Source organism: Paenibacillus sp. JT22N15, assembly GCF_059383755.1.
In genome coordinates, this window is sequence record NZ_JBXENV010000002.1 from 25037 (window position 1) to 44960 (window position 19924).

Annotated in this window: 17 protein-coding genes and 1 pseudogene; 6 read left to right on the forward strand and 12 right to left on the reverse strand. The window is 50.7% G+C overall.

What is annotated here, in order from left to right; all coding sequences use genetic code 11:
* Window positions 1-164: 164 nt before the first annotated feature.
* The 5 genes from AC50X8_RS03825 to AC50X8_RS03845 form a co-directional block, all read right to left on the reverse strand.
* Window positions 165-1634 carry a serine hydrolase domain-containing protein gene (locus AC50X8_RS03825; protein ID WP_494878729.1) on the reverse strand — a complete coding sequence of 490 codons (1470 nt, stop codon included), beginning with the start codon at window positions 1632-1634 and terminating at the stop codon, window positions 165-167.
* Between the two features lie 222 nt (window positions 1635-1856).
* The gene (bcp, locus tag AC50X8_RS03830) at window positions 1857-2324 is read right to left on the reverse strand and encodes a thioredoxin-dependent thiol peroxidase (protein ID WP_494878731.1); all 468 of its coding nucleotides are present in this window, start codon (window positions 2322-2324) and stop codon (window positions 1857-1859) included.
* A gap of 128 nt (window positions 2325-2452) precedes the next feature.
* Window positions 2453-3244: an ABC transporter permease gene (locus AC50X8_RS03835; protein ID WP_046232135.1), complete on the reverse strand. Its 792-nt coding sequence runs from the start codon at window positions 3242-3244 to the stop codon at window positions 2453-2455.
* A 7-nt stretch (window positions 3245-3251) separates the two neighbouring features.
* Window positions 3252-4046, reverse strand: a complete 795-nt coding sequence (locus tag AC50X8_RS03840; protein WP_056030839.1) for an ABC transporter permease — start codon at window positions 4044-4046, stop codon at window positions 3252-3254.
* The gene (locus AC50X8_RS03845) at window positions 4043-5089 is read right to left on the reverse strand and encodes an ABC transporter ATP-binding protein (protein WP_056030842.1); all 1047 of its coding nucleotides are present in this window, start codon (window positions 5087-5089) and stop codon (window positions 4043-4045) included. The genes AC50X8_RS03840 and AC50X8_RS03845 overlap by 4 nt, the downstream gene beginning before the upstream one ends.
* 289 nt (window positions 5090-5378) lie before the next feature.
* Here AC50X8_RS03845 and AC50X8_RS03850 point away from each other — a divergent pair, with 289 nt between their 5' ends.
* The 5 genes and pseudogenes from AC50X8_RS03850 to AC50X8_RS03870 all read left to right on the forward strand — a co-directional run.
* Complete coding sequence (locus tag AC50X8_RS03850) at window positions 5379-6440, forward strand: LCP family protein (RefSeq protein WP_494878733.1); 1062 nt, start codon at window positions 5379-5381, stop codon at window positions 6438-6440.
* A gap of 216 nt (window positions 6441-6656) precedes the next feature.
* Entirely contained in the window at window positions 6657-7967 is a 1311-nt protein-coding gene (locus tag AC50X8_RS03855; protein ID WP_494878735.1) for a glutamate-1-semialdehyde 2,1-aminomutase, read from the forward strand.
* A gap of 44 nt (window positions 7968-8011) precedes the next feature.
* Entirely contained in the window at window positions 8012-8923 is a 912-nt protein-coding gene (gene coaA, locus AC50X8_RS03860) for a type I pantothenate kinase (protein ID WP_494879062.1), read from the forward strand.
* Window positions 8924-9035: 112 nt separating this feature from the next.
* Complete coding sequence (locus tag AC50X8_RS03865; protein WP_494878737.1) at window positions 9036-9368, forward strand: hypothetical protein; 333 nt, start codon at window positions 9036-9038, stop codon at window positions 9366-9368.
* A pseudogene (locus tag AC50X8_RS03870) lies at window positions 9359-9902 on the forward strand (Rpn family recombination-promoting nuclease/putative transposase); the annotation flags it as partial. The gene AC50X8_RS03865 and the pseudogene AC50X8_RS03870, both read left to right, overlap by 10 nt.
* 197 nt (window positions 9903-10099) lie before the next feature.
* On the opposite strand, the gene AC50X8_RS03875 reads toward AC50X8_RS03870, so the two are convergent.
* The 6 genes from AC50X8_RS03875 to AC50X8_RS03900 form a co-directional block, all read right to left on the reverse strand.
* Window positions 10100-10954 (reverse strand): inositol monophosphatase family protein, encoded by an 855-nt coding sequence (locus tag AC50X8_RS03875; RefSeq protein ID WP_056030855.1) that lies wholly within the window; start codon window positions 10952-10954, stop codon window positions 10100-10102.
* A gap of 106 nt (window positions 10955-11060) precedes the next feature.
* The gene (locus AC50X8_RS03880; RefSeq protein ID WP_056030857.1) at window positions 11061-11909 is read right to left on the reverse strand and encodes a sulfite exporter TauE/SafE family protein; all 849 of its coding nucleotides are present in this window, start codon (window positions 11907-11909) and stop codon (window positions 11061-11063) included.
* Between the two features lie 94 nt (window positions 11910-12003).
* Entirely contained in the window at window positions 12004-13050 is a 1047-nt protein-coding gene (gene uvsE / locus AC50X8_RS03885) for a UV DNA damage repair endonuclease UvsE (protein WP_056030859.1), read from the reverse strand.
* 3 nt (window positions 13051-13053) lie between these two features.
* Entirely contained in the window at window positions 13054-13371 is a 318-nt protein-coding gene (locus tag AC50X8_RS03890) for a hypothetical protein (RefSeq protein WP_046232147.1), read from the reverse strand.
* Window positions 13372-13412: 41 nt separating this feature from the next.
* Complete coding sequence (locus AC50X8_RS03895; RefSeq protein ID WP_494858840.1) at window positions 13413-14525, reverse strand: D-alanine--D-alanine ligase; 1113 nt, start codon at window positions 14523-14525, stop codon at window positions 13413-13415.
* 33 nt (window positions 14526-14558) lie between these two features.
* Window positions 14559-15866, reverse strand: a complete 1308-nt coding sequence (locus tag AC50X8_RS03900) for an amidase domain-containing protein (RefSeq protein WP_327204897.1) — start codon at window positions 15864-15866, stop codon at window positions 14559-14561.
* A gap of 384 nt (window positions 15867-16250) precedes the next feature.
* Here AC50X8_RS03900 and acnA point away from each other — a divergent pair, with 384 nt between their 5' ends.
* A complete protein-coding gene (gene acnA / locus AC50X8_RS03905) occupies window positions 16251-18962 on the forward strand; it encodes an aconitate hydratase AcnA (protein ID WP_056030865.1) in 2712 nt (903 codons plus the stop codon).
* 236 nt (window positions 18963-19198) lie between these two features.
* On the opposite strand, the gene AC50X8_RS03910 is transcribed toward acnA, so the two are convergent.
* The gene (locus tag AC50X8_RS03910; protein ID WP_494878741.1) at window positions 19199-19909 is read right to left on the reverse strand and encodes a DUF421 domain-containing protein; all 711 of its coding nucleotides are present in this window, start codon (window positions 19907-19909) and stop codon (window positions 19199-19201) included.
* Between the last annotated feature and the right edge of the window lie 15 nt (window positions 19910-19924).

A 19924-nucleotide genomic window follows, 5' to 3' on the forward strand; every position in this document is an offset into this window, starting at 1 on the left:
ATATGTATTTGTAGTTGGGAGGGGCTGTAGCTTACGAACATTTCATTTATTTGTCTATGGGGAATTAACGTGGTTGAAAGCTTGTTTGATTCGGCAAAATGGAATGACCGCCCTCGCCCTGCCGGAAACGCTCAAGCGAGCGGCGGCCATCCCAAACTTCAAAATTACTGTTCTGCCGCCAGCTTATGCACCTGCTGCAGCAGCTTTGTCATATCCATGCCGGCGTGGTTGCCGAGCAAAATAACCGTCATTCCGCTATCCAAATTACGCAGCATTCCTGTTGCATAGCCACTACCGCTGCCATTATGGAAAACGCCCTTCTCGCCGTTCAAGTTAATTGCAATCCAGCCGTAACCGTAATTTTTATCCGAATGCGGCGTGTACATCGCTTCAAGCGACTGCTCGCTTACGACCTTGCCTGCCCGAAGCGCCTGATCCCATTTGAGCAAATCATCGACGGTCGAATACAGCGTTCCCGTTCCCGACTGCGATACATAATACGGCGCTGCGGCCCACTCGTTATTTTTTTGCAAAATATAGCCCTGAATGGTCGGGCTTTCAGGCGTAGCCGTCCCTGAATTTTTCATGCCCAGCGGAGTGAGAAAATGCTCGCTCACATAGTCGGCGTAGCTTTCGCCAGACAATTGCTCCAATATATAGGCCAGCAGTACATAGCCGTTGTTGCTGTATAAATAAGTCGTGCCTGGCTCATATTTCAGCTGCTTCGTCCGAAGCTCCGCAATCGTCTGCTCGATGGTAACGTCGCCGCTTCGTGTAAATTCAGATGGAAGCCCTGACGTATGCGACAGCAGCATATGAATAGTTATATCATCGCCGCGGGGAATACCCGTTACGAATTTGGACACCGGATCGGTTAGGCTCAGCTTCCCTTGCTCGACCAATTGCATAATCGATGCCGCTGTGAATGATTTTGTAATGGAAGCGATACGGGACTTGGCATCCGGACGATTCAATGTATTCGTTCCAGAAAAGCCATAGCCTTTACGAAGCAGCACCGCCCCGTCCTTCGCTACAAGCGCCATGCCCGAGAAGGCTGCTTCCTTCAAATAAGCGTCAATGGCTGCATCTTCTTTTCCATACTTCGTTACTGCATCCGTCTGAATCCGGATCGTCAGAAGCTCCTTCGTCTGTGAAAGCTGCAGCGATGCTTTGAGCGCATCCGTTACTGAACGCAGCGGAAGCATGAGTGTGCCTTTTATGTTTAGAGAAGGCGCGGACATGTTCATGACCAGCCCGTCCACCGTTACTACGGATGTTCCCGCCTGATGGACAATGACGTCTCCGTTCACTTTAATCGTTGCGGTTTGCGTCTTCCCATCCCATTCGATATTGCCCGCCGCTGCCTTGCCCGCTTCGCGAAGCGGCACGAATGTGGTGCCGTCCTTAATAAGCGGCTGTACGTTCCATGCCACCGCCTTGCCATTCACCTCGACTGCGATCGACTTGCTGCTTGCCGGCTGCACTGCCTCTACCTGGCTGCTTGGTTGTGCGGCCGCCGCTGCACTGCCAGCACCAGCAAACGCTGATACGGCAGCGATTCCGATCAGTGCACTACGCGCCACTGTGTGCCCGTTAAACCATCCTGCTATCTTCTTTCCTCTTATGCCTGTCATTTCATGCCAACTCCTTCTTCTCATTCACTTACGCTTACAGCTAAACCTATTCGTTAGCCAAGCCTGCAATCCGTTCAACAATCCTTCCTCTATTATAGACGCAGCAAATGGGAAAATGTAGCGGCGCCATAAATGAACAAAGGCGCGCAGGCAGGTTTAAGCTCCTGCTGCGCGCCACTTACTCTAGCGCTATATGATATATATAATAATAGGCCGATTTTATTAAGGCTCCTTCAGAGCCTCCACAACCTGCTCCACATGCCCCTTAACCTTTACCTTGCGCCATTCGCGGGCGAGCTTGCCTTCAGCGTCGATAAGAAAGGTCGAGCGTACGACACCCATATATTCCTTGCCATACAGCTTCTTAAGCTGCCAAACGCCGAACAGCTCGCATACTTCATGCTCCTCATCCGCGAGCAGCAGAAACGGCAGCTCCTTCTTCGCAATAAACTTCTCATGCGACTTCACGCTGTCAGGGCTAATCCCGATGACAACGGCGTCGCGGTCAACCATCCCTGGATAGGCATCGCGAAAATCGCAAGCCTGATCGGTGCAGGTGGGCGTATTATCCTTCGGATAAAAATAAAGCACAACCTTTTTCCCCGAGTAATCGCTAAGGCTCACCTGCGTCCCATCCGATGCCGGAAGCTTAAAATCCGGCACCGCTTGTCCCACTACTATCGTAGACATGTATTCAACCTCCGCTTCCCATTTCTATATGTATGTAGAACTATGAACATTACTTCGTGTATTGGACACTCTTGACTTACATTGAAACGGCGAGGAATAGTTCCTCGCCGCATTTAAACAACTATTCATTACGAACCAGCACCGCGATAACGCTTCACGCCATGGTTCCACAGCAGCAGGCCGAGCGTGAAGAACACGAGGCCTACGACCGGTGTCAGCAGCGCGAGCTGGGACAGGTCATCCGCTTTCTTTTCGAGGAAATACGAAGCGGGAATGACGCCGACGAATGCGAAGGGCAGCAGCCAGGTCAGCACGAAACGAATCATTTTATTATAAATGTTAACCGGGTAACGCCCATAGTTTTGAATATTGTACATGAGCGGCACAATGCCGGTCGGAGCATCCGAGTAGAAGGATATCGCCGACAAGGCCGTATAAATGCCCGCATACACGAGCACGGCCCCAATAACGAATACCGCCAGAAGCACAATATCCATGACATGGAACGGCAATCCCAGCTCTCCCCAGCATACGAACATAATAATTGCGCCGACGACGGAGCCAATAAGGGAAGGCGGATCGACATTTTCGAGCAGCACCTGAAACAAATTATGTGCCGGACGTGTCAAAATCCGGTCCATTTCCCCTTTAACAATATACCGCTCGCTGAAATTCCAGATGCTGAAGAAGGTGCTGAAAATGCCATATGGAATCATAAAGAAGCCATAGACGAACACGACCTCAGCCTCCGACCAGCCGCCAAGCGATGGCGTATGGCGAAAAACAATTAAAATAAAGATCAGGTTCATGAACTGGAACATCATATCGGACAAAATCTCGATCCAGAAATCCATCCGGTAGGTCAGCCGCGTCTTCGCGTAGTTTTTAATATATTCCCAAAATAATTGTGCGTACAGCATGCCTGACTTAACCTCCTTGCACGAACAGACGCTTGCGCGCTGCCCGCCATGTGAACCAGATTGGCACAAGCAGCACGACGAACCATACTACTTGCAGGCCAAACACGCCAGCTATTTCGCTGCCCGGCGTCCTGCCTGTGAATACAGAGCTCGGCAAATACGTGATGGCCTGAAACGGCAGCCATTTCATAATCGCTGCGAGCCAGCCTGGGAAAAAGGCAATCGGCACGACAACGCCGGAAAATAAATCGACCATTACGCGTTTCATCCGCATCATGCCCTCGTTATTTTCAACGAAGAAGGCAAACAGCCCCGTTAAAATGTTAATTTGTGAATTAATGAGAAAGCTGAACAGCAGCATAACTAAATAAATCATCCATGTCATCGGATCGGTCGGCAGTGTCACCGGAAAAATCAGGCAGACGATGATCATGCCCGGAATCATGAACAGCAGCAGGCGGAATAAGCCTTCGCCGAAGCCCTGCATCATTTTCACGAGCAAATAGGAATACGGCCTTGTCATTTGGGTAGCGACGCTGCCGTCCCTAATGTCATTGGCTATTTCACGATCGAGATTGTTAAAATAAAACGCCCTCGCCATCCACGATACGGCGACATACGTCGTCATCTGGGCGACGGTAAAGCCCGCCAGCTCCTGCTGCTCCCCGAAAATCGCTTTCCACAAAAAATAATACGCCCCGATGTTAATCGCATAAATAACGATACCACTGTAATAATTAACGCGGTATGCCAGCATCGTAATAAAACGGATGCGAATAAAATCCAGATAAGCGCCCATCATGAGACCGTCGTCTCCTTAAGCGCTGCCTGCTGCTCTGATTCTGTGCTAGCCGAGCCGGAGCGGTAAATTTCACGAACGATTTCATCCGTGTTCGTCTCCACAATTTTAATGTCCTGAATCGCAGCACCGCCTACGACTTTGGACAAGGCATCAGATACATTGATCGCATGCGGCAGCCACATTGTTGCCGTCAAATCATTGTCCATTTTCCACGTCACATCAAGATCGCCAGTAAGCGCTTGAAGCGTCGCCAGCTTCGTCTGCGAACTGAACTCAAAGTGAATTTCGCGTCCCTTGCTCCAGCGGTTTTTCAAGTCCTCCAGCCCGCCGTCATAGATAATGCGCCCATCATCGAGCATAATGACACGTGAGCACAGCGCTTCAATGTCTTGCAAATCATGGGTCGTGAGCAAAATCGTCGTGCCTTCCTCACGGTTCAAATCCTTCAGAAATTCGCGAATTTCTGTTTTCACAATAATATCCAGCCCGATCGTCGGCTCATCCAAAAATAAAATCGACGGATTATGCAGCAGTGAAGCGACAAGCTCGCAGCGCATCCGCTGGCCGAGGCTCAGCTTGCGGACAGGACGGTTGAGCAAATCGCCAAGATCAAGCCGCTCAATCAAATTGTTCAGCCGCTTGCGGAAATCGGCCTCCGATACACGGTACACTTTACGCAGCAGCTGGAACGACTCAATAACCCCGATATCCCACCATAGCTGCGAACGCTGTCCGAACACAACTCCGATTTCAGCGACAAACTTTTCGCGGTCCTTGTAGGGAACATAACCATTGACACGCAAATCGCCGGAGGTTGGCACTAAAATGCCGGTCAGCATTTTAATGGTTGTCGATTTGCCTGCGCCATTTTCACCGATATAGCCGCAGATCTCGCCTTGCGGGATTTGAAAGGAAATATCCTTTACGGCTGTAACCTCCGTATACTCGCGTTTGAACAGGTCTTTCAGCGCCCCGGACAGCCCTTCCCGGTTTTTCTGTACATTAAACTGCTTGCGCAGATCCTTAACATCTATTGCCAGCATTTGTTCGTCTAGCTCCTCTCCGTTAATACGGTCGACATTCCCCGGGAAATTATGCTAATCCCCCGTTTGCAAAAAGAGCGATGATTCACGGTCATCACACTTCATTATCCTATATTCTGATAAAACTTGCTTCCGTATGTCCTTCCGAATTATAATTTTACAATATGTAATCATACAGCAGATGGCAGGGCACGTAAATGCTATTAGAGAAACGTTTTACAATGGCAGTCAAGGGGAATGAATGGAAGACGGGGTACTGTGAAATTTTGAAAGGGGCATTACTAGCATAATGGAAAAACGGCCGAAGAAAGCTAAGCTATCAAAAACGTGGAAATGGATTCTGACAATTGTCCTTATTCTGCTGGGAATCGGTATTGCTTATGCAGGTTACTGGATTTATGGCGTTTATAATGCTACGTCGGATTTCAATAAACCTAAAGAGGAATCAAGATTTTCCAATTTTGAGGACACTGGACTCGAAGCACCTAAATGGGAAGGAACGGAGCGCGTCAACATTTTGCTGCTGGGCGGTGATGCTCGCGGTATGGATGAAGGACAAATTCCGCGTTCAGACTCTATGCTTGTTCTTTCCATAGATCCGACTACTAAGAAGGCACATCTCTTGTCGATACTCCGCGATACTTATGTCCCAATTGAAGGACATGGACGGGGAAGAATTAATACAGCTATTACACTAGGCAAGCCCGAGCTGGCAATGAAGACGGTCAGCGATTTGCTGGGACTGAACATTCAGTATTATGTTTATACCGACTTCGAAGGCTTTAAGCAATTAATTGATACATTGGGCGGCATCACGATCGATGTCGAGAAGGATATGCGTTATACCGACAATGCCGACGGCAACCGTTACGATATTGATTTGAAAAAGGGCGTCCAGCTGCTGGATGGCGATAAAGCGCTGCAATATGTACGCTTCCGCCACGATGCGATGAGCGACTTTACACGTACGGAGCGCCAGCGCAAGTTTCTGCAGGCTCTTGCCAAGGAGATGCAATCGGGCTGGAATATTCTCAAAATGAAGGAAATATTGGAGAATGTCTCTCCTTATATTGAGACGAATTTGACCGTCACCGATATGCTCAAGCTCGGACAGCTTGGCGTTGACTCCCATGTCGCTGGCACCGCTCAGGTTCCGCCGATGGATATGATTACGGATGAAGATGTTGGCGGCGCTTCTGTACTTGGCGTACGCAATGAGGACGAGCTTAAGTCCTATGTGGACACGCTGCTGGAAAGCGACGATACGCTTGCTTCGCCTGAGGGTTCACCTGGCGCTGATGGCGCTGATGCCAGCAGCAATCCTGAAGCATCGGCTACACCGTCACCGTAAGCCAAACCAAGCGCTTCGCAGCAACCGACAATTGAATAGAGTCAGTAGCATGTATTATTGCTGAAACTGGAAGTTCGCTGCTTGAATAAGCAGCAGATTGATGTTTGTCGTCCTCATTCCGAGTGGAATGAGGACGTTTTGATGTTAGATATTTAGGCTGGCAATCTCGCTTTATAAGCGGGATGCTGCACCATTTTTCAAGGGGGAATTATTGTTATGACGATTCACAGACCACGCTCCGAGGCGCTATATGCCGAAGCGCTTGAGCATATTGTAGGCGGCGTCAACAGCCCTTCACGTTCGTTCAAAGGTGTTGGCGGCGGCGCACCCGTCTTTATGAAGCGTGCCGAGGGCGCTTATTTCTGGGATGTCGACGACAATCGCTATATCGATTATTTGGCGGCTTACGGCCCCATTATTACGGGACATGCCCATCCGCATATTACCGAAGCGATCGTCCGCGCCGCGCAAAATGGCGTTTTGTACGGCACACCGACCGAGCTTGAGGTTCAATTGGCACGCATGCTCAAGGATGCGATTCCCTCTATGGATAAAGTGCGATTCGTCAATTCCGGCACCGAGGCGGTTATGACAACCATTCGCGTGGCACGGGCTTACACGAAACGCAGCAAAATTATTAAATTCGCCGGCTGCTACCACGGCCATTCCGATCTGGTGCTCGTCGCAGCAGGCTCTGGTCCTTCCACGCTTGGCATACCGGACAGCGCTGGCGTTCCGATTAGCATTGCCCAAGAAGTCATTACGGTGCCTTTCAACGATATTCCAGCCTTGAAGCAGGCGCTTGAACGGTTCGGCCACGAGACGGCTGCCGTTATGGTAGAGCCTATTGTCGGCAACTTTGGCATGGTGATGCCGCATGAAGGCTATTTAGAGCAGCTGTGTGCTTTGACGCGTGAGGCTGGAGCACTTGTCATTTATGATGAGGTCATTAGCGCATTCCGTTTCCATTACGGCTCCTCGCAAACGTTTGCTGCCTTCCCTGATCAAGCTGCCATTGAGCCGGACCTTACAGCGCTTGGCAAAATTATCGGGGGCGGACTCCCCATTGGCGCGTACGGCGGACGCCGCAGCATCATGGAGCAAGTCGCGCCGCTCGGCCCTGCTTATCAGGCTGGAACGATGGCGGGCAACCCTGCCTCTATTTCCGCAGGCATCGCCTGTCTGGAAGTTTTGAAGACGCCTAGTATTTATGAGCGTATGGATCGGCTTGCTGGTCAGCTTGCAGGAGGACTTAAGGCAGCAGCAGACAAACATGGCTTCGTGCTTACGATTAACCAAATTCGCGGATCGTTTTCGGCCCATTTTTGCAATCATCCGGTTACGAATTATGATGAAGCGCAGGATACGGACGGCGAGCTGTTTGGCCGCTTCTTTAAGCTGATGCTCGATCAGGGCATTAATTTGGCCCCATCCAAGTATGAAGCGTGGTTTCTGACCATCGCCCATACTGATGAAGATATCAATGCGACCATTGAAGCGGCGGAGCACGCTTTCAGTAAGCTTTAGGAGAGGTCAGCCCGATGCCTTCTGTAATAGAAAGGGACATGTTGATGAATCCATATTTGGAATTTGACCGTGCCGCTTGGTCGGCGCTCCGTGATCATACCCCTCTGCCGCTCACGGAGGAGGAACTGAATGAGCTGAAGGGCCTCAATGACCAAGTATCGCTTGAAGAGGTTGAGGCGATTTATTTGCCGCTTACCCATCTGCTGAACCTGCATATCGAAGCTGCTGAGCGGCTAAAGCAGGCTTCGGCTGCATTTTTGCATATGGAGGCGCCTAAAGTGCCGTTTGTGCTCGGCATTGCAGGCAGCGTAGCCGTAGGCAAAAGCACGACGGCGCGGCTGCTGCAGCGGCTGCTTTCCCGTCATGGGAATGGCCGCAAGGTCGATCTCGTTACGACAGACGGCTTCCTCTACCCCAAACGGGTACTGGAGGAACGCGGGCTAATGAAGCGCAAAGGGTTTCCTGAAAGCTATGCCGTCAAGACGCTGATGGACTTTATGGGGCAAATTAAATCGGGAAATCCCCGCGTGAAAGCGCCGATCTATTCTCATCTGACCTATGACATTATTCCCGGGCAATATCAGTTTGTCGAACAGCCGGATGTGCTGATTGTCGAAGGAATTAACGTTTTGCAGGTTAGCAAAGAAGCGCACTCTTTTGTAAGCGATTTTTTCGACTTCTCGATTTTTGTCGATGCGCCAGAAACGTTCATAGAGCGCTGGTATGTCGAACGATTTTTGATGCTGCGGCATACCGCTTTTAAGAACAAGGACTCCTACTTCCATCGCTATGCAAGCCTCACTGATGAAGAGGCTGTTGAGACGGCAGCAACGATTTGGAAAGAAATCAATGCCGTCAATTTGTACGACAATATTTTGCCGACGAAACGGCGGGCGATGCTGATTTTAGAAAAGGATGCCCAGCACCGCATTCAGCAAATCCAGCTGCGGAATTAACTCAGCGCAGCTGCCAGCGCCCTTTTGGATGAATGGCTGACATAGCAAAGCTGCCCTCCCTGATAAGAGGGCAGCTTTATTTTCTATTTTTGAATATAAAGGAGGCATCGTTATGGGCTGGGAATATGGCATAAAGACCACAAACCCTTCGATCCTGCCTGAGCTTGTGGTACGTCTGGCTGATGCTATTCATGTAACGGAACCATACAGGCTTGAGCGTTATGAGAACAGCTTCGCCCTGCTTCAGGATGATTCTTCATGGCCAAAAATACTGCAGGTATCGATAGAAACAGCAGCTGGAACCGAAGATATGACCGATGGTGAGGCTTATGTTTACTGTCTATTTCATATCCGCGGCGAGCTTGCGGCTGGCTGGTTGAAACACATGGAGCGGGAAATAGAAGCTCAGCGATATGCTGGCAGGCTGGAGTGGTTCGAGCTCTAAAGGTTAATATATTGCATTACTCGTTTTTGCCCAATAATCAATATCATAGTGTATTTCATCTACGGAAGAGCGTAGCGGCATCCCACTTATTGAGGATATCGAACTGCATTTCTTAGAGCTGCCGAAGCTGGATGATCGTGCAGTGCCCGCTCTACATGGCGGACTAGTCAATTGGCTGCTTTTTCTAAAGGGTACGCATAAATTCAATTGGGAGGTGCTTACTATGAACGAGCCTGTATTAAAGAAGGCTATGACTACATTAGAATTTCTTAGTCAGGATGCTGAGGCTCGCAGATTATATAAGACAGGCAAAAATCCCTTCATGATGAGGCATCTATGATTGAGGGAGCGCTTGCCGAAGGTAAGGCACGTGGAGAGGCACGTAGAGAGGCACGTGGAGTCCTTCAAGGCGAGCAAAAAAAAGCGCTCGAAGTTGCCCAGAAGCTTTTAGCACTCGGCATTGAAATTTCGATTATTGCAGAGGCCTCTGGTTTGTCTGAAGCTGAAATTATTTCGCTTAAGAAACAACAGTAATACGGTAGCACAAACGATGTGGTATTGCCTGATATCACATTGCTCTATATAAGACATTGAGAAAATGTTTGGATGCCATTAGCGCAGCAGCAAAGAAGCAGCCCTCAGAAGGCTGCTTCTTTGCTGCTGCGCTATAGATCGCTGCGCACTTATTTAAACAGATGACTGACCACATCCTCAGCCTGCTCTGCTCCTTGCTACTCCGTCGCCTCAGCATCCGCCAACGCCTTCAAAAACGGCTCATGCATAAGCCCATTTGAAGCCGCCACATTTCGGACGCCGAGGTGATAGCCTTTGCCCTGTGTATCTGTAACGATGCCGCCTGACTCCTGTACAAGCAAGGAGCCTGCCGCCAAATCCCAGCTGTTCAGCCCGATTTCCCAGAAGCCAGTCAGGCGGCCTGCTGCCACATAAGCCATATGGAGCGCAGCCGAGCCCGATGAGCGAAGATTGCGCACCTGCGGCGCAAGCGCCTGAATGCCCTTCAAATTCAGCGGCAGCGCATACAGATGGTCTGCCGGGAAGCCTGTCGCGATCAAGCTGCTGCTGAGCGTATCTTCCTTCGACACCTGCATCCGCTTGCCGGATACATAGGCTCCTTTGCCTTTCTCGGCAAGGAACAACTCGTCCTTCATCGGGTCATACACGACCCCGACGATGACCTCTCCTTTATAAGCAAGCGCAATCGATACGACGAAAAACGGAAAGCCATGGACGAAATTCGTTGTCCCATCAATCGGATCGACAATCCATAAATATTCCGCCTCGCTCTGATCGGCGAGCGCCTGTGCTGAAGCCTCAGGCCCGGGCTCAACCCCTTCCTCACCCAAAAACGAGTGATGAGGAAAATGAGTCAGAACAAGCTTCTTAATCAGCTGCTCCGAGCCTTTATCTACTTCCGTTACTAAATCATGAGAAGAATATTTCATATCCAGTCTATTATAGTTTCCTAGTTTCGTCTTGATCCATTCGCCCGCTTTGGCCGCGCAATTTATCGCAACCGCAGTGAAGCTTTTGCCGCTTACAACTGAAGGTTCACGCTGATCACTCACGGTGCATCACCCAACTCTCTTTAATAAGTTTAACTATTAACATTATCTATTATTACGCTTATAAATCAATATGCGTTCCTGTCTTTTTGCTAGATTCTAAAAATGGCTATAGCTGCCTAATACCTTCATAGACCAATTGGCAGGCCAGAACGAGCAGGGTAACCCTTAGCAGCCATAACAGCCCATTGCCGCTCATCTTGTTTGCAACATAGGCCCCAAGCTTTCCGCCAACCCATGCGCCCGGAATAAGCGCCAGCAAAATCCACCAGTTGATTTCCCCCAGCCATACATGCGTGGCACTGCCCAATATCGAGGATAAAAAAATGACAAACATCGACGTAGCAGTTGCCGCATGCGGCGGAAAACGGAATAACAGCACCATTAGCGGTACGAACAAGGAGCCACCGCCAATGCCAAACAAACCGGAAATGATCCCTACACCAAACCCAATTACAAGCATCGGCCAAATGGCATAGCCATACGTATGCTGCTCGCCAGCTGAATCCACCATCGTCCGCTGCACCGGCCACTCCCGCGCAACCGGTTTCAAATAATTTCGCACAATCAATAAAGCAGATATAAGCAGCATAAAAATGCCAAAGGACAAATTAAAGGCGGCGCCTTTCAAAAGCCCTGTCATAGCCGCACCCAGCATCGCAGCCGGACCGCTTGTCGTAAACAGCAGCCAGGCGCTGCGGTAATCGACGATTTTGCGCTTCGCATAGGATAGCGTCGAGGCAAGCGCCGTTACAATAAGCATCGTAAGCGAGGTGCCTACCGCTGTGCCATGGTCGATTGGCGCGCCCATGAGCGAAGGCCCCAAATACATAAGCGCGGGCACTATAATAATGCCGCCGCCCAGGCCGACAATACTTCCGAACATCGCTGCTGCCATCCCTAATAATACGAGTGCAATCCATTCAAACAAGGGAGTCACCGCCTTCTGTTCAATCATGATGCGTTACATGTTCCCCTACACCATCACTTTTCATTCCTAGTAGAAGAGCACCGTCAACGATAGCTGACGGTGCTGCATGCTTTTGAAAATCTTATAGCTCGGTTACCTCAATACTGCCGCCGTCCACAATCCGAACGCCTTCGCCTCTAGCCGCCAATATGCGGAAATCATCCATAAGCGCCAGCAGCGCTTTATCCTTGAGCTTCGCTTCGAGCATGCAGTCAAGCTGCGGCGTCACCGCCGCCACCTTCCGCAAAAACAACAGCAGCTCGCCTGCATTCAAATAGTCGGCATGACTGCGCGGATTCGGACCTTCCTTCGGACTGGAAAAATGGATTTTGGGCGGCAGGCTCATTTTTTCCGCACCGTCCGCAGCCTCTGCCGCTTCGCTATTAAGCCGCTGCTCTTCAAGCAGCCACGTTTCAGCAATTTGCGGCCAAAGGCTGCTGCACAGCTTGTCCAAGGAGACGCCGCCATCATTCACTTGATGGTGATGCACATCAAGCACCATCGGCACTTCCACGGCCTGAGCCGCCTCCAGCGTCTCCACTGCATTGAACGTCTTATCGTCGTTCTCCAGCGTTACGCGGTGCCGATAGCGCTCTGGGAGCGCATGAAACTGCCGGATAAAGCGTGCACCTGCGACCATCTTGTCGCCATATGCACCGCCAATATGTATGTTGCACTTGACTGACTCCGGCAGTCCCATCGCCTCTAGCATGCGGACATGATATTCCATGTCCCGTTTGGAGCTTTCCAGCACCTCGGGCCTTGGCGTGCTGAATACGCAAAAATGGTCGGGGTGAAACGAAACCCTCAGCCGATTATTTTGCACAAACAGACCAATTTCACGAAAAGCTTCACGCAGCGCCGGATACGCATCCCAATCTGCTACATCCTGATGGGTCGCCAGCGGAATCAGCTTTGAGGAAAAGCGATACATCTGAATATCGCTCGCCTTGGCATGCTTCAAAATCCGCAGCGTACTGTGCAAATTGTCCTCGGCGATCCGCTCCAGCTTGCGCAGAGCCGCTTCGCGGTCACCAAGCTTCGTAAAATTTGCAAACGTCATCGTCCGCGATGGCGAAGCATTTTCCAGCAGCATGCTCATGGCTACGAACCCGAATCTAACCAGCATCCGCTATTCACGCTCGCCAAAAAACATTTCGTAAGCTAGTGCAGTCTGCACTTTAGCTTCTTCCTCAGTCAGCTTTCTCACAAGCTCCATCTCCACTTCAGTCACTTCTTCGCCTTGAAAATTAATTTCAGCGATCGAAGCGAGGATGCGGACTATGGCAATGGCCTCATTGTTCGTCGTATACGCAATGACCTTCTGGCCGGTAGGGTATACGCGAAATCCGCTCTTTACCATCTTGCCCTTGCCGTATTCAAGCAATTCATGAAGCTCCTGCTCTGACTTGAATTTGCATACAGAATTAAACTCGGTTGAAAATCCCATGAACTCCCTCCTTTCTCTAGAGTGAATTTCCATTGCTTTTATTACGCTTCGCTAGCGCCGAAATTGATTTTTTGCTTCTCGCCATGCCGTCTCAAGGCAAGCTCAATCAGCTTATCCAGCAGCTCGCGGTAAGGCATTCCTGTTTCTTTCCACATAAGCGGATACATGCTGAAAGGCGTAAAGCCCGGCAGCGTATTAACCTCGTTAATAAACAGCTGGCCGTCCGACCTGCGCATGAAGAAATCTACGCGGGAAAGGCCCGATCCATCAATGGACAAAAAGGCGCGAATCGCCATTTCCCTGACCGACTCTGAAATTTCCTCCGAAAGCTCGGCTGGAATTTGCATGACCGATTTGCCATCCACATATTTTGCCTTATAGTCGTAAAATTCATTAGAAGCAATAACCTCGCCCGGCACAGAAGCTTTAGGCTCGTCATTGCCAAGCACCGCGACTTCGATTTCTCGCGCATCGACAAATTCCTCAACGATGACTTTGCGGTCATACTTGAAAGCGTAGTCGATTGCCGACATCAGCTCTTCGCGGTTGCGCGCCTTGGAAATGCCGACACTGGAGCCCAGATTGGCTGGCTTAACGAAGCATGGGTAGCCGAGAGCCACTTCACATTCCATTACAAAAAAGGCAGCGTCCTTCTCCCACTGCGTACGGTTGAAGTAGCGGAACACGCATTGCGGCAGCCCTTCTTGCGCAAATACCTTCTTCATCGTCACCTTGTCCATGCCTACTGCCGATGCCAGCACGCCTGCGCCGACGTACGGAATGTTAGCCATTTCGAACAAGCCTTGAATCGTGCCATCCTCGCCAAATGTGCCATGCAGCAGCGGAAATACGACATCAATTGCCGTTGCTCCAGCTGCTGCTGCACCTGATGTATCTAAACCGGCAAACAGCGGAGCAAGCGGAAAGCCCTCTCCGGAAGCGGCTGCTGCAAGACGCAGCTCGCTGACGGTTTGCGGCTTGCTGCCTAGCTTGCCGCCCACTCTCCACTCGCCCTGCTTAGTAATATAGAAGGGGGTAATTGCGTATTTATCGTAATCAAATTCTCCCATTACTGCGAACGCTGTCTGCAGCGAAACTTCATGCTCGCCTGATTTTCCTCCATAAACAAGTGCTACGTTTACTTTCGTCCCCATCGCATATCCTCCGGTAAAATAATAAATAATAACTTATAATTGATCTTCAATATGAAAAAAACGGTACCTGGTCTGTTCCGTCCAGGCATAAGAATCGCGATAGTCCCAGTAGCGATGGCGGCTGGGTACAGTATTCGCATTAACAAGCGGCATACCCGCTGCATCGAAAGCCGTTACAATCGTGCTGTGCTGAAAACGGTTGTCTCCGTTCCAGTCATAAGTGATCACATCGCCAAGCTGGAGCTCTTCAGCCGAGTCAACGACTCTGGCTCGAAGTCCTGACTGCCGGGGAGTGGATAAGTAGTTCGTCAGCGCATTCGACACCGACCAGCTGTAGCTCCACCATTCCCTGCCTCCGTTACGGCCTTTGTACCACCAGCCGCTGCCCCTGTTACCAGTATAATTCATCGGAGCATTGCCTGCAAAGACCGACTGGGAGATGTAATTTGTACAATTGACCTCAAACTCCTCATATGCAGGGTTTGGTACATTCCACCAACGGTCGGCATAAGCGGCGGCCAAATCGCGCCGATACAGCGCGCGGGCGCTTTGGGGCTGGAATGCTGCAAACAGGTCATAATTCAAGTAGGGCACCGAGCGAAGACGGAAATGCTCTTCTTCCTGCTGCTGCTCTTCCTCTCCAACCGAATTTTGATCCTGAAAAGCATGCTCGAAGCGTGGACGCCGTTCCGCAATGATCGGCTCAATGCGAACGATGTGCCAGCGTTCGCCAGCAGCAGCCAGCCATAGCCGCTCCACTTCTTTCCGCTCTTCTATATAACGCAATCCTCTATGCTCAATCTGCCGCTTAATATGCAGCCGAATGAGCACGGACGCTTCTGTACCAGACTCCTGCACCCTGACCAGCTCCGCCTTCGTCTCGCTGCGCGAAGGCAGGACGCCGCGCAGCAAATCCCGCTCGCGCAGCCGGTTCAGCCTGCCGCGGAGCCTGCCGCAATGATCCTTATCCGCGACGAAGCCATCTACCGCTGCTGCATGCTGCTCGGTTTCCGCCTGATTGTACAGGCTTACATACTGATGCACGGCAGGCTTCCAGCCTTGCTCTTCCTCTCCAAGCAGCGGCGGCGAATCGCCTGAGCGCATGAGCGAGGTCATGGAAGAAGCAGCCATTCGCGAATGCTCAGCAGCGGCTGTCTCTGGCTTCTGCTGATTCTGGTGCTTCTCCTGCTGAGCTCCGCCTTTCGTCGTTCCCTCTTGAGCATGCTGCTGCGCGTGCCGCTGGGCGGAGCGCGGCTGAAAGGCGGACAGGTTCAGCAGCGGCTGCCGCTCCTGCTTGCCTGCACGGCGGCCTGCCGTTTGTTTGTCTGATCGCAAGGACATCGGCTTTCCCTCCTAAAAAGCAAGCTTTAAATCCGCACGTGCTGCGGCGGACGCCAGGCAAGGGTGCGGAGCGCCTAATCATTTTATTTATATGTTCACATTCCTCCAAACATGAGGCTCTAGCCAAAAGCTCGCATAATAATCCATTATTAGGTTAAAACAAGCCTTGCGGATGGAGGTTACATTCGTCCATCAGCCTAAATGCCTAAAATGGGCGCCAATATTCGAGAAAGCGGGTACAATTGGACTTTACGAGAGCCCCTATTTAGCGATATACTAGAAGCATAGCAAATTTGAAATCGTGTTTCACAGAGCGAAACACCCACTGAAGAATATTTCCTTTTCTTTTTCAAAAGTAAAGCCACCTAAGGAGGAACTTGAACCATGTCTCAACAAAATCATTACTCCGTTCGCACCTCGCTTGACGTAAACGGCAAATCCTTTGCGTATTACCGTTTGTCCGGCCTGGAAGAGCAAGGCCTTGGAAAGATTTCCAAGCTTCCTTTCTCCATCAAAGTCCTGCTCGAGGCTGCTGTACGTCAATTCGACGGCCGCGCCATTACGCCTGAGCATGTGAAGCAGCTGACAACATGGGCAGATGGACGCGAGGACAAAGAAATTCCGTTTATTCCTGCACGTATCGTATTGCAGGATTTCACGGGCGTTCCCGTCGTAGTCGATCTGGCAGCTATGCGTGATACGGTTAAACGCGCTGGCGGCGACCCTAAAAAAATCAATCCGCTCGTACCGGTTGACCTCGTAATCGACCACTCGATCATGGTTGATGCATTCGGCAACGCGGACGCGCTTGAATACAACACCAAGGTAGAATTTGAGCGCAATGAAGAGCGTTACCGCTTCCTGCGCTGGGCCCAAACGGCGTTCGATAACTTCCGCGCTGTACCGCCGGGAACAGGTATCGTTCACCAAGTTAACCTGGAGTACCTTGCATCTGTAGCTGCTACAAAAGTCATCGATGGCGAAACGGTTGTTTTCCCGGATTCCCTCGTTGGTACGGATTCCCATACAACAATGATCAACGGTCTTGGCGTAGTCGGCTGGGGCGTTGGCGGTATCGAGGCTGAGGCAGGCATGCTGGGCCAACCGCTTTATTTTGTAACACCTGAAGTTATCGGCTTCAAATTGACTGGCAGCTTGGCAGAAGGCGCTACGGCGACTGACCTTGCGCTGACTGTTACGCAAATTCTTCGTAAAAAAGGCGTTGTCGGCAAATTCGTCGAGTATTTCGGTCCCGGCCTGTCCAACATCAGCCTTGCTGACCGTGCAACGGTTGCCAACATGGCTCCTGAGTACGGCGCAACCGTTGGCTTCTTCCCAGTCGACAGCGAGACGCTTAACTTCATGCGTGCAACTGGCCGTACAGAAGAGCAAATCGCTCTGGTTGAAGCTTATTACAAAGCACAAGATATGTTCCGCACAGATGAGACGCCAGATCCTGTCTTCTCCGATGTGATTGAGCTTGATATGTCGACTGTTGTTCCTTCCCTTGCTGGTCCTAAGCGTCCTCAAGACCGCGTTGAGCTGACAGCAATGAAAGATGAGTTCAACAACATCATCCGCACGCCAATCGATAAAGGCGGATACGGCATGTCAGATGAGAAGATCGAGCAGCTCGTTGACGTGAAGCACCCGAACGGCCAAGCTAGCAAAATGGGCACTGGCGCTGTTGTTATCGCGGCTATCACAAGCTGTACGAACACCTCCAACCCTAGCGTTATGCTCGGTGCAGGCCTTGTAGCGAAGAAAGCAGTAGCTCTCGGACTAACCAAGCCAGCATATGTGAAAAGCTCCCTGACGCCGGGCTCGCTCGTCGTAACGGAGTACTTGAAGAAAGCGAACCTGATGGAGCCGCTTGAAGCGCTTGGTTTCCACGTTGCAGGTTACGGCTGCGCAACTTGCATCGGCAACTCCGGTCCGCTTCCTGATGAAGTAGGCCAAGCCATTGCTGACAACGACATGACGGTAGCGGCTGTATTGTCCGGTAACCGTAACTTTGAAGGCCGTGTTCATGCTCAGGTGAAAGCGAACTATTTGGCTTCTCCTCCGCTTGTTGTTGCATATGCGCTTGCAGGAACGGTTAACATCGACCTATCCAAGGATGCAATTGGCTATGACAAAGACAACAACCCGGTCTATCTGAAAGATATTTGGCCAACTTCGAAAGAAATTCAGGAAGCAACTGCGGCTGCGCTTAATCCGCAAATGTTCCGTGATAAATATGAAAATGTATTTACGCAAAATGATCGTTGGAATGCAATCGACGTACCAGAAGGCGAAAGCTACGAGTGGGATCCAAAATCCACTTACATTCAAAATCCGCCATTCTTTGAAAACCTTGGTACGGAGCTTAACGACATTGCCGACATCCATTCTGCAAATGTGCTTGCGCTTATGGGCGACTCGGTTACAACTGACCATATCTCCCCTGCCGGCAACATTAAAGCAGATAGCCCAGGCGGCGAATATTTGATCGAAAATGGCGTAAAAAGAGAAGATTTCAACTCGTACGGCTCGCGTCGTGGTAACCACGAAGTCATGATGCGCGGTACATTCGCCAACATCCGTATCCGCAACCAAGTGGCTCCGGGCACTGAGGGCGGCGTAACGACTTACCTGCCTACTGACGAAGTAATGTCGATCTACGATGCTTCCATGAAGTATCAAAAATCCGGCAAAAACCTTGTCGTTATCGCTGGTAAAGAATACGGCACAGGAAGCTCCCGTGACTGGGCGGCAAAAGGTACATTCCTGCTCGGCGTAAAAGCCGTTATTGCTGAAAGCTTCGAGCGTATTCACCGTTCCAACCTGGTAGGCATGGGCGTACTGCCACTGCAATTCCAAGAAGGCCACGGCTGGAAAACGCTTGGTATTACAGGTCGCGAAACGTTCGATATTACTGGACTGTCCAATGATGTGACAGCTGGCGAGACGGTTACCGTAACAGCAACCCGTGAAGACGGCACAGCGTTTGAATTCCAAGCTATCGTTCGTCTGGACTCCATGGTTGATGTAGACTACTACCGTAATGGCGGTATTTTGCAAACCGTGCTTCGTCAAATGATTGCTAACATGTAGGAAGCATAAGCTTTCCCTTGATTCGCAGAAATTCAGAAAAGCAGCGATTTCCCCTTAACGGGAGAATCGCTGCTTTTTGTTTTAGGGGCACGGGAAAATATCCGACCTCAAGCCTCAAGCTTCAAGCTTCACTTTCGCACATACAGTGAAGCAGAAATCGCCGGAAACGCGTCGAACATAATGAAGCAGTCTGGCCTGCTCGTTCCCCATTCACTGACCGCTGCTGAGTCTCTTTTCTACTCCTGATCCAGAGGCTGCTTAATGCCATCCTCGTAGAAATCGAAGATGAGCTGCTGCTGCGTGCCTCTTACGGCGTAGAACACATCGGCCAGCGTTTTCCCCCTATGCTTCTGCCCCAACGCTTTTTCCAGCCACTCTCGGGTCAGCCCTTGCAGCTTAAGATTAGCCTCCACCACCATGCCATCCATAATCAGCTCCACCGGAAAAGCCTGCGCTTGCAGCGAAAGCCCCATATCCTGCTTGGTGATAAGCCGGTATGCATCCTTTTTCAGTATAGAGATTCTGCCATTGTCTTCGAGCAAGGCATACTCCACCTCTTCAATATTAAAAACGCCCCTTTCCCTTAGCGCTTGGTTCAGCGAATCCAAGGTATAGCGAATTTTACGCATGTTGGTTTCCATGACTTTGCCGTTTTCTATCAACACGGTAGGGGAACCCGAGATCCAGCTGCGCATCTTTCGGCTTTTGAGAGCGATCAGAGAAAGCAGGAAAGACATAGCTGTAATCACAACCAGCGACAGCACGATGTATGTGGGTTTCAGGGTGGCATTAAACGCCAAATTCGCCGCCAGAGAGCCCAGCGTAATGCTGGTTACAAAATCGTTAAACGTCATATTCGAAAGAGTCTGCTTTCCGAGAATCCGGGGAATGAGCAGCAGCAGTCCTACTGCGACAATCGTCCGGATCAAAATTTCCACATACGTCATCTTCAAACCTCCTCC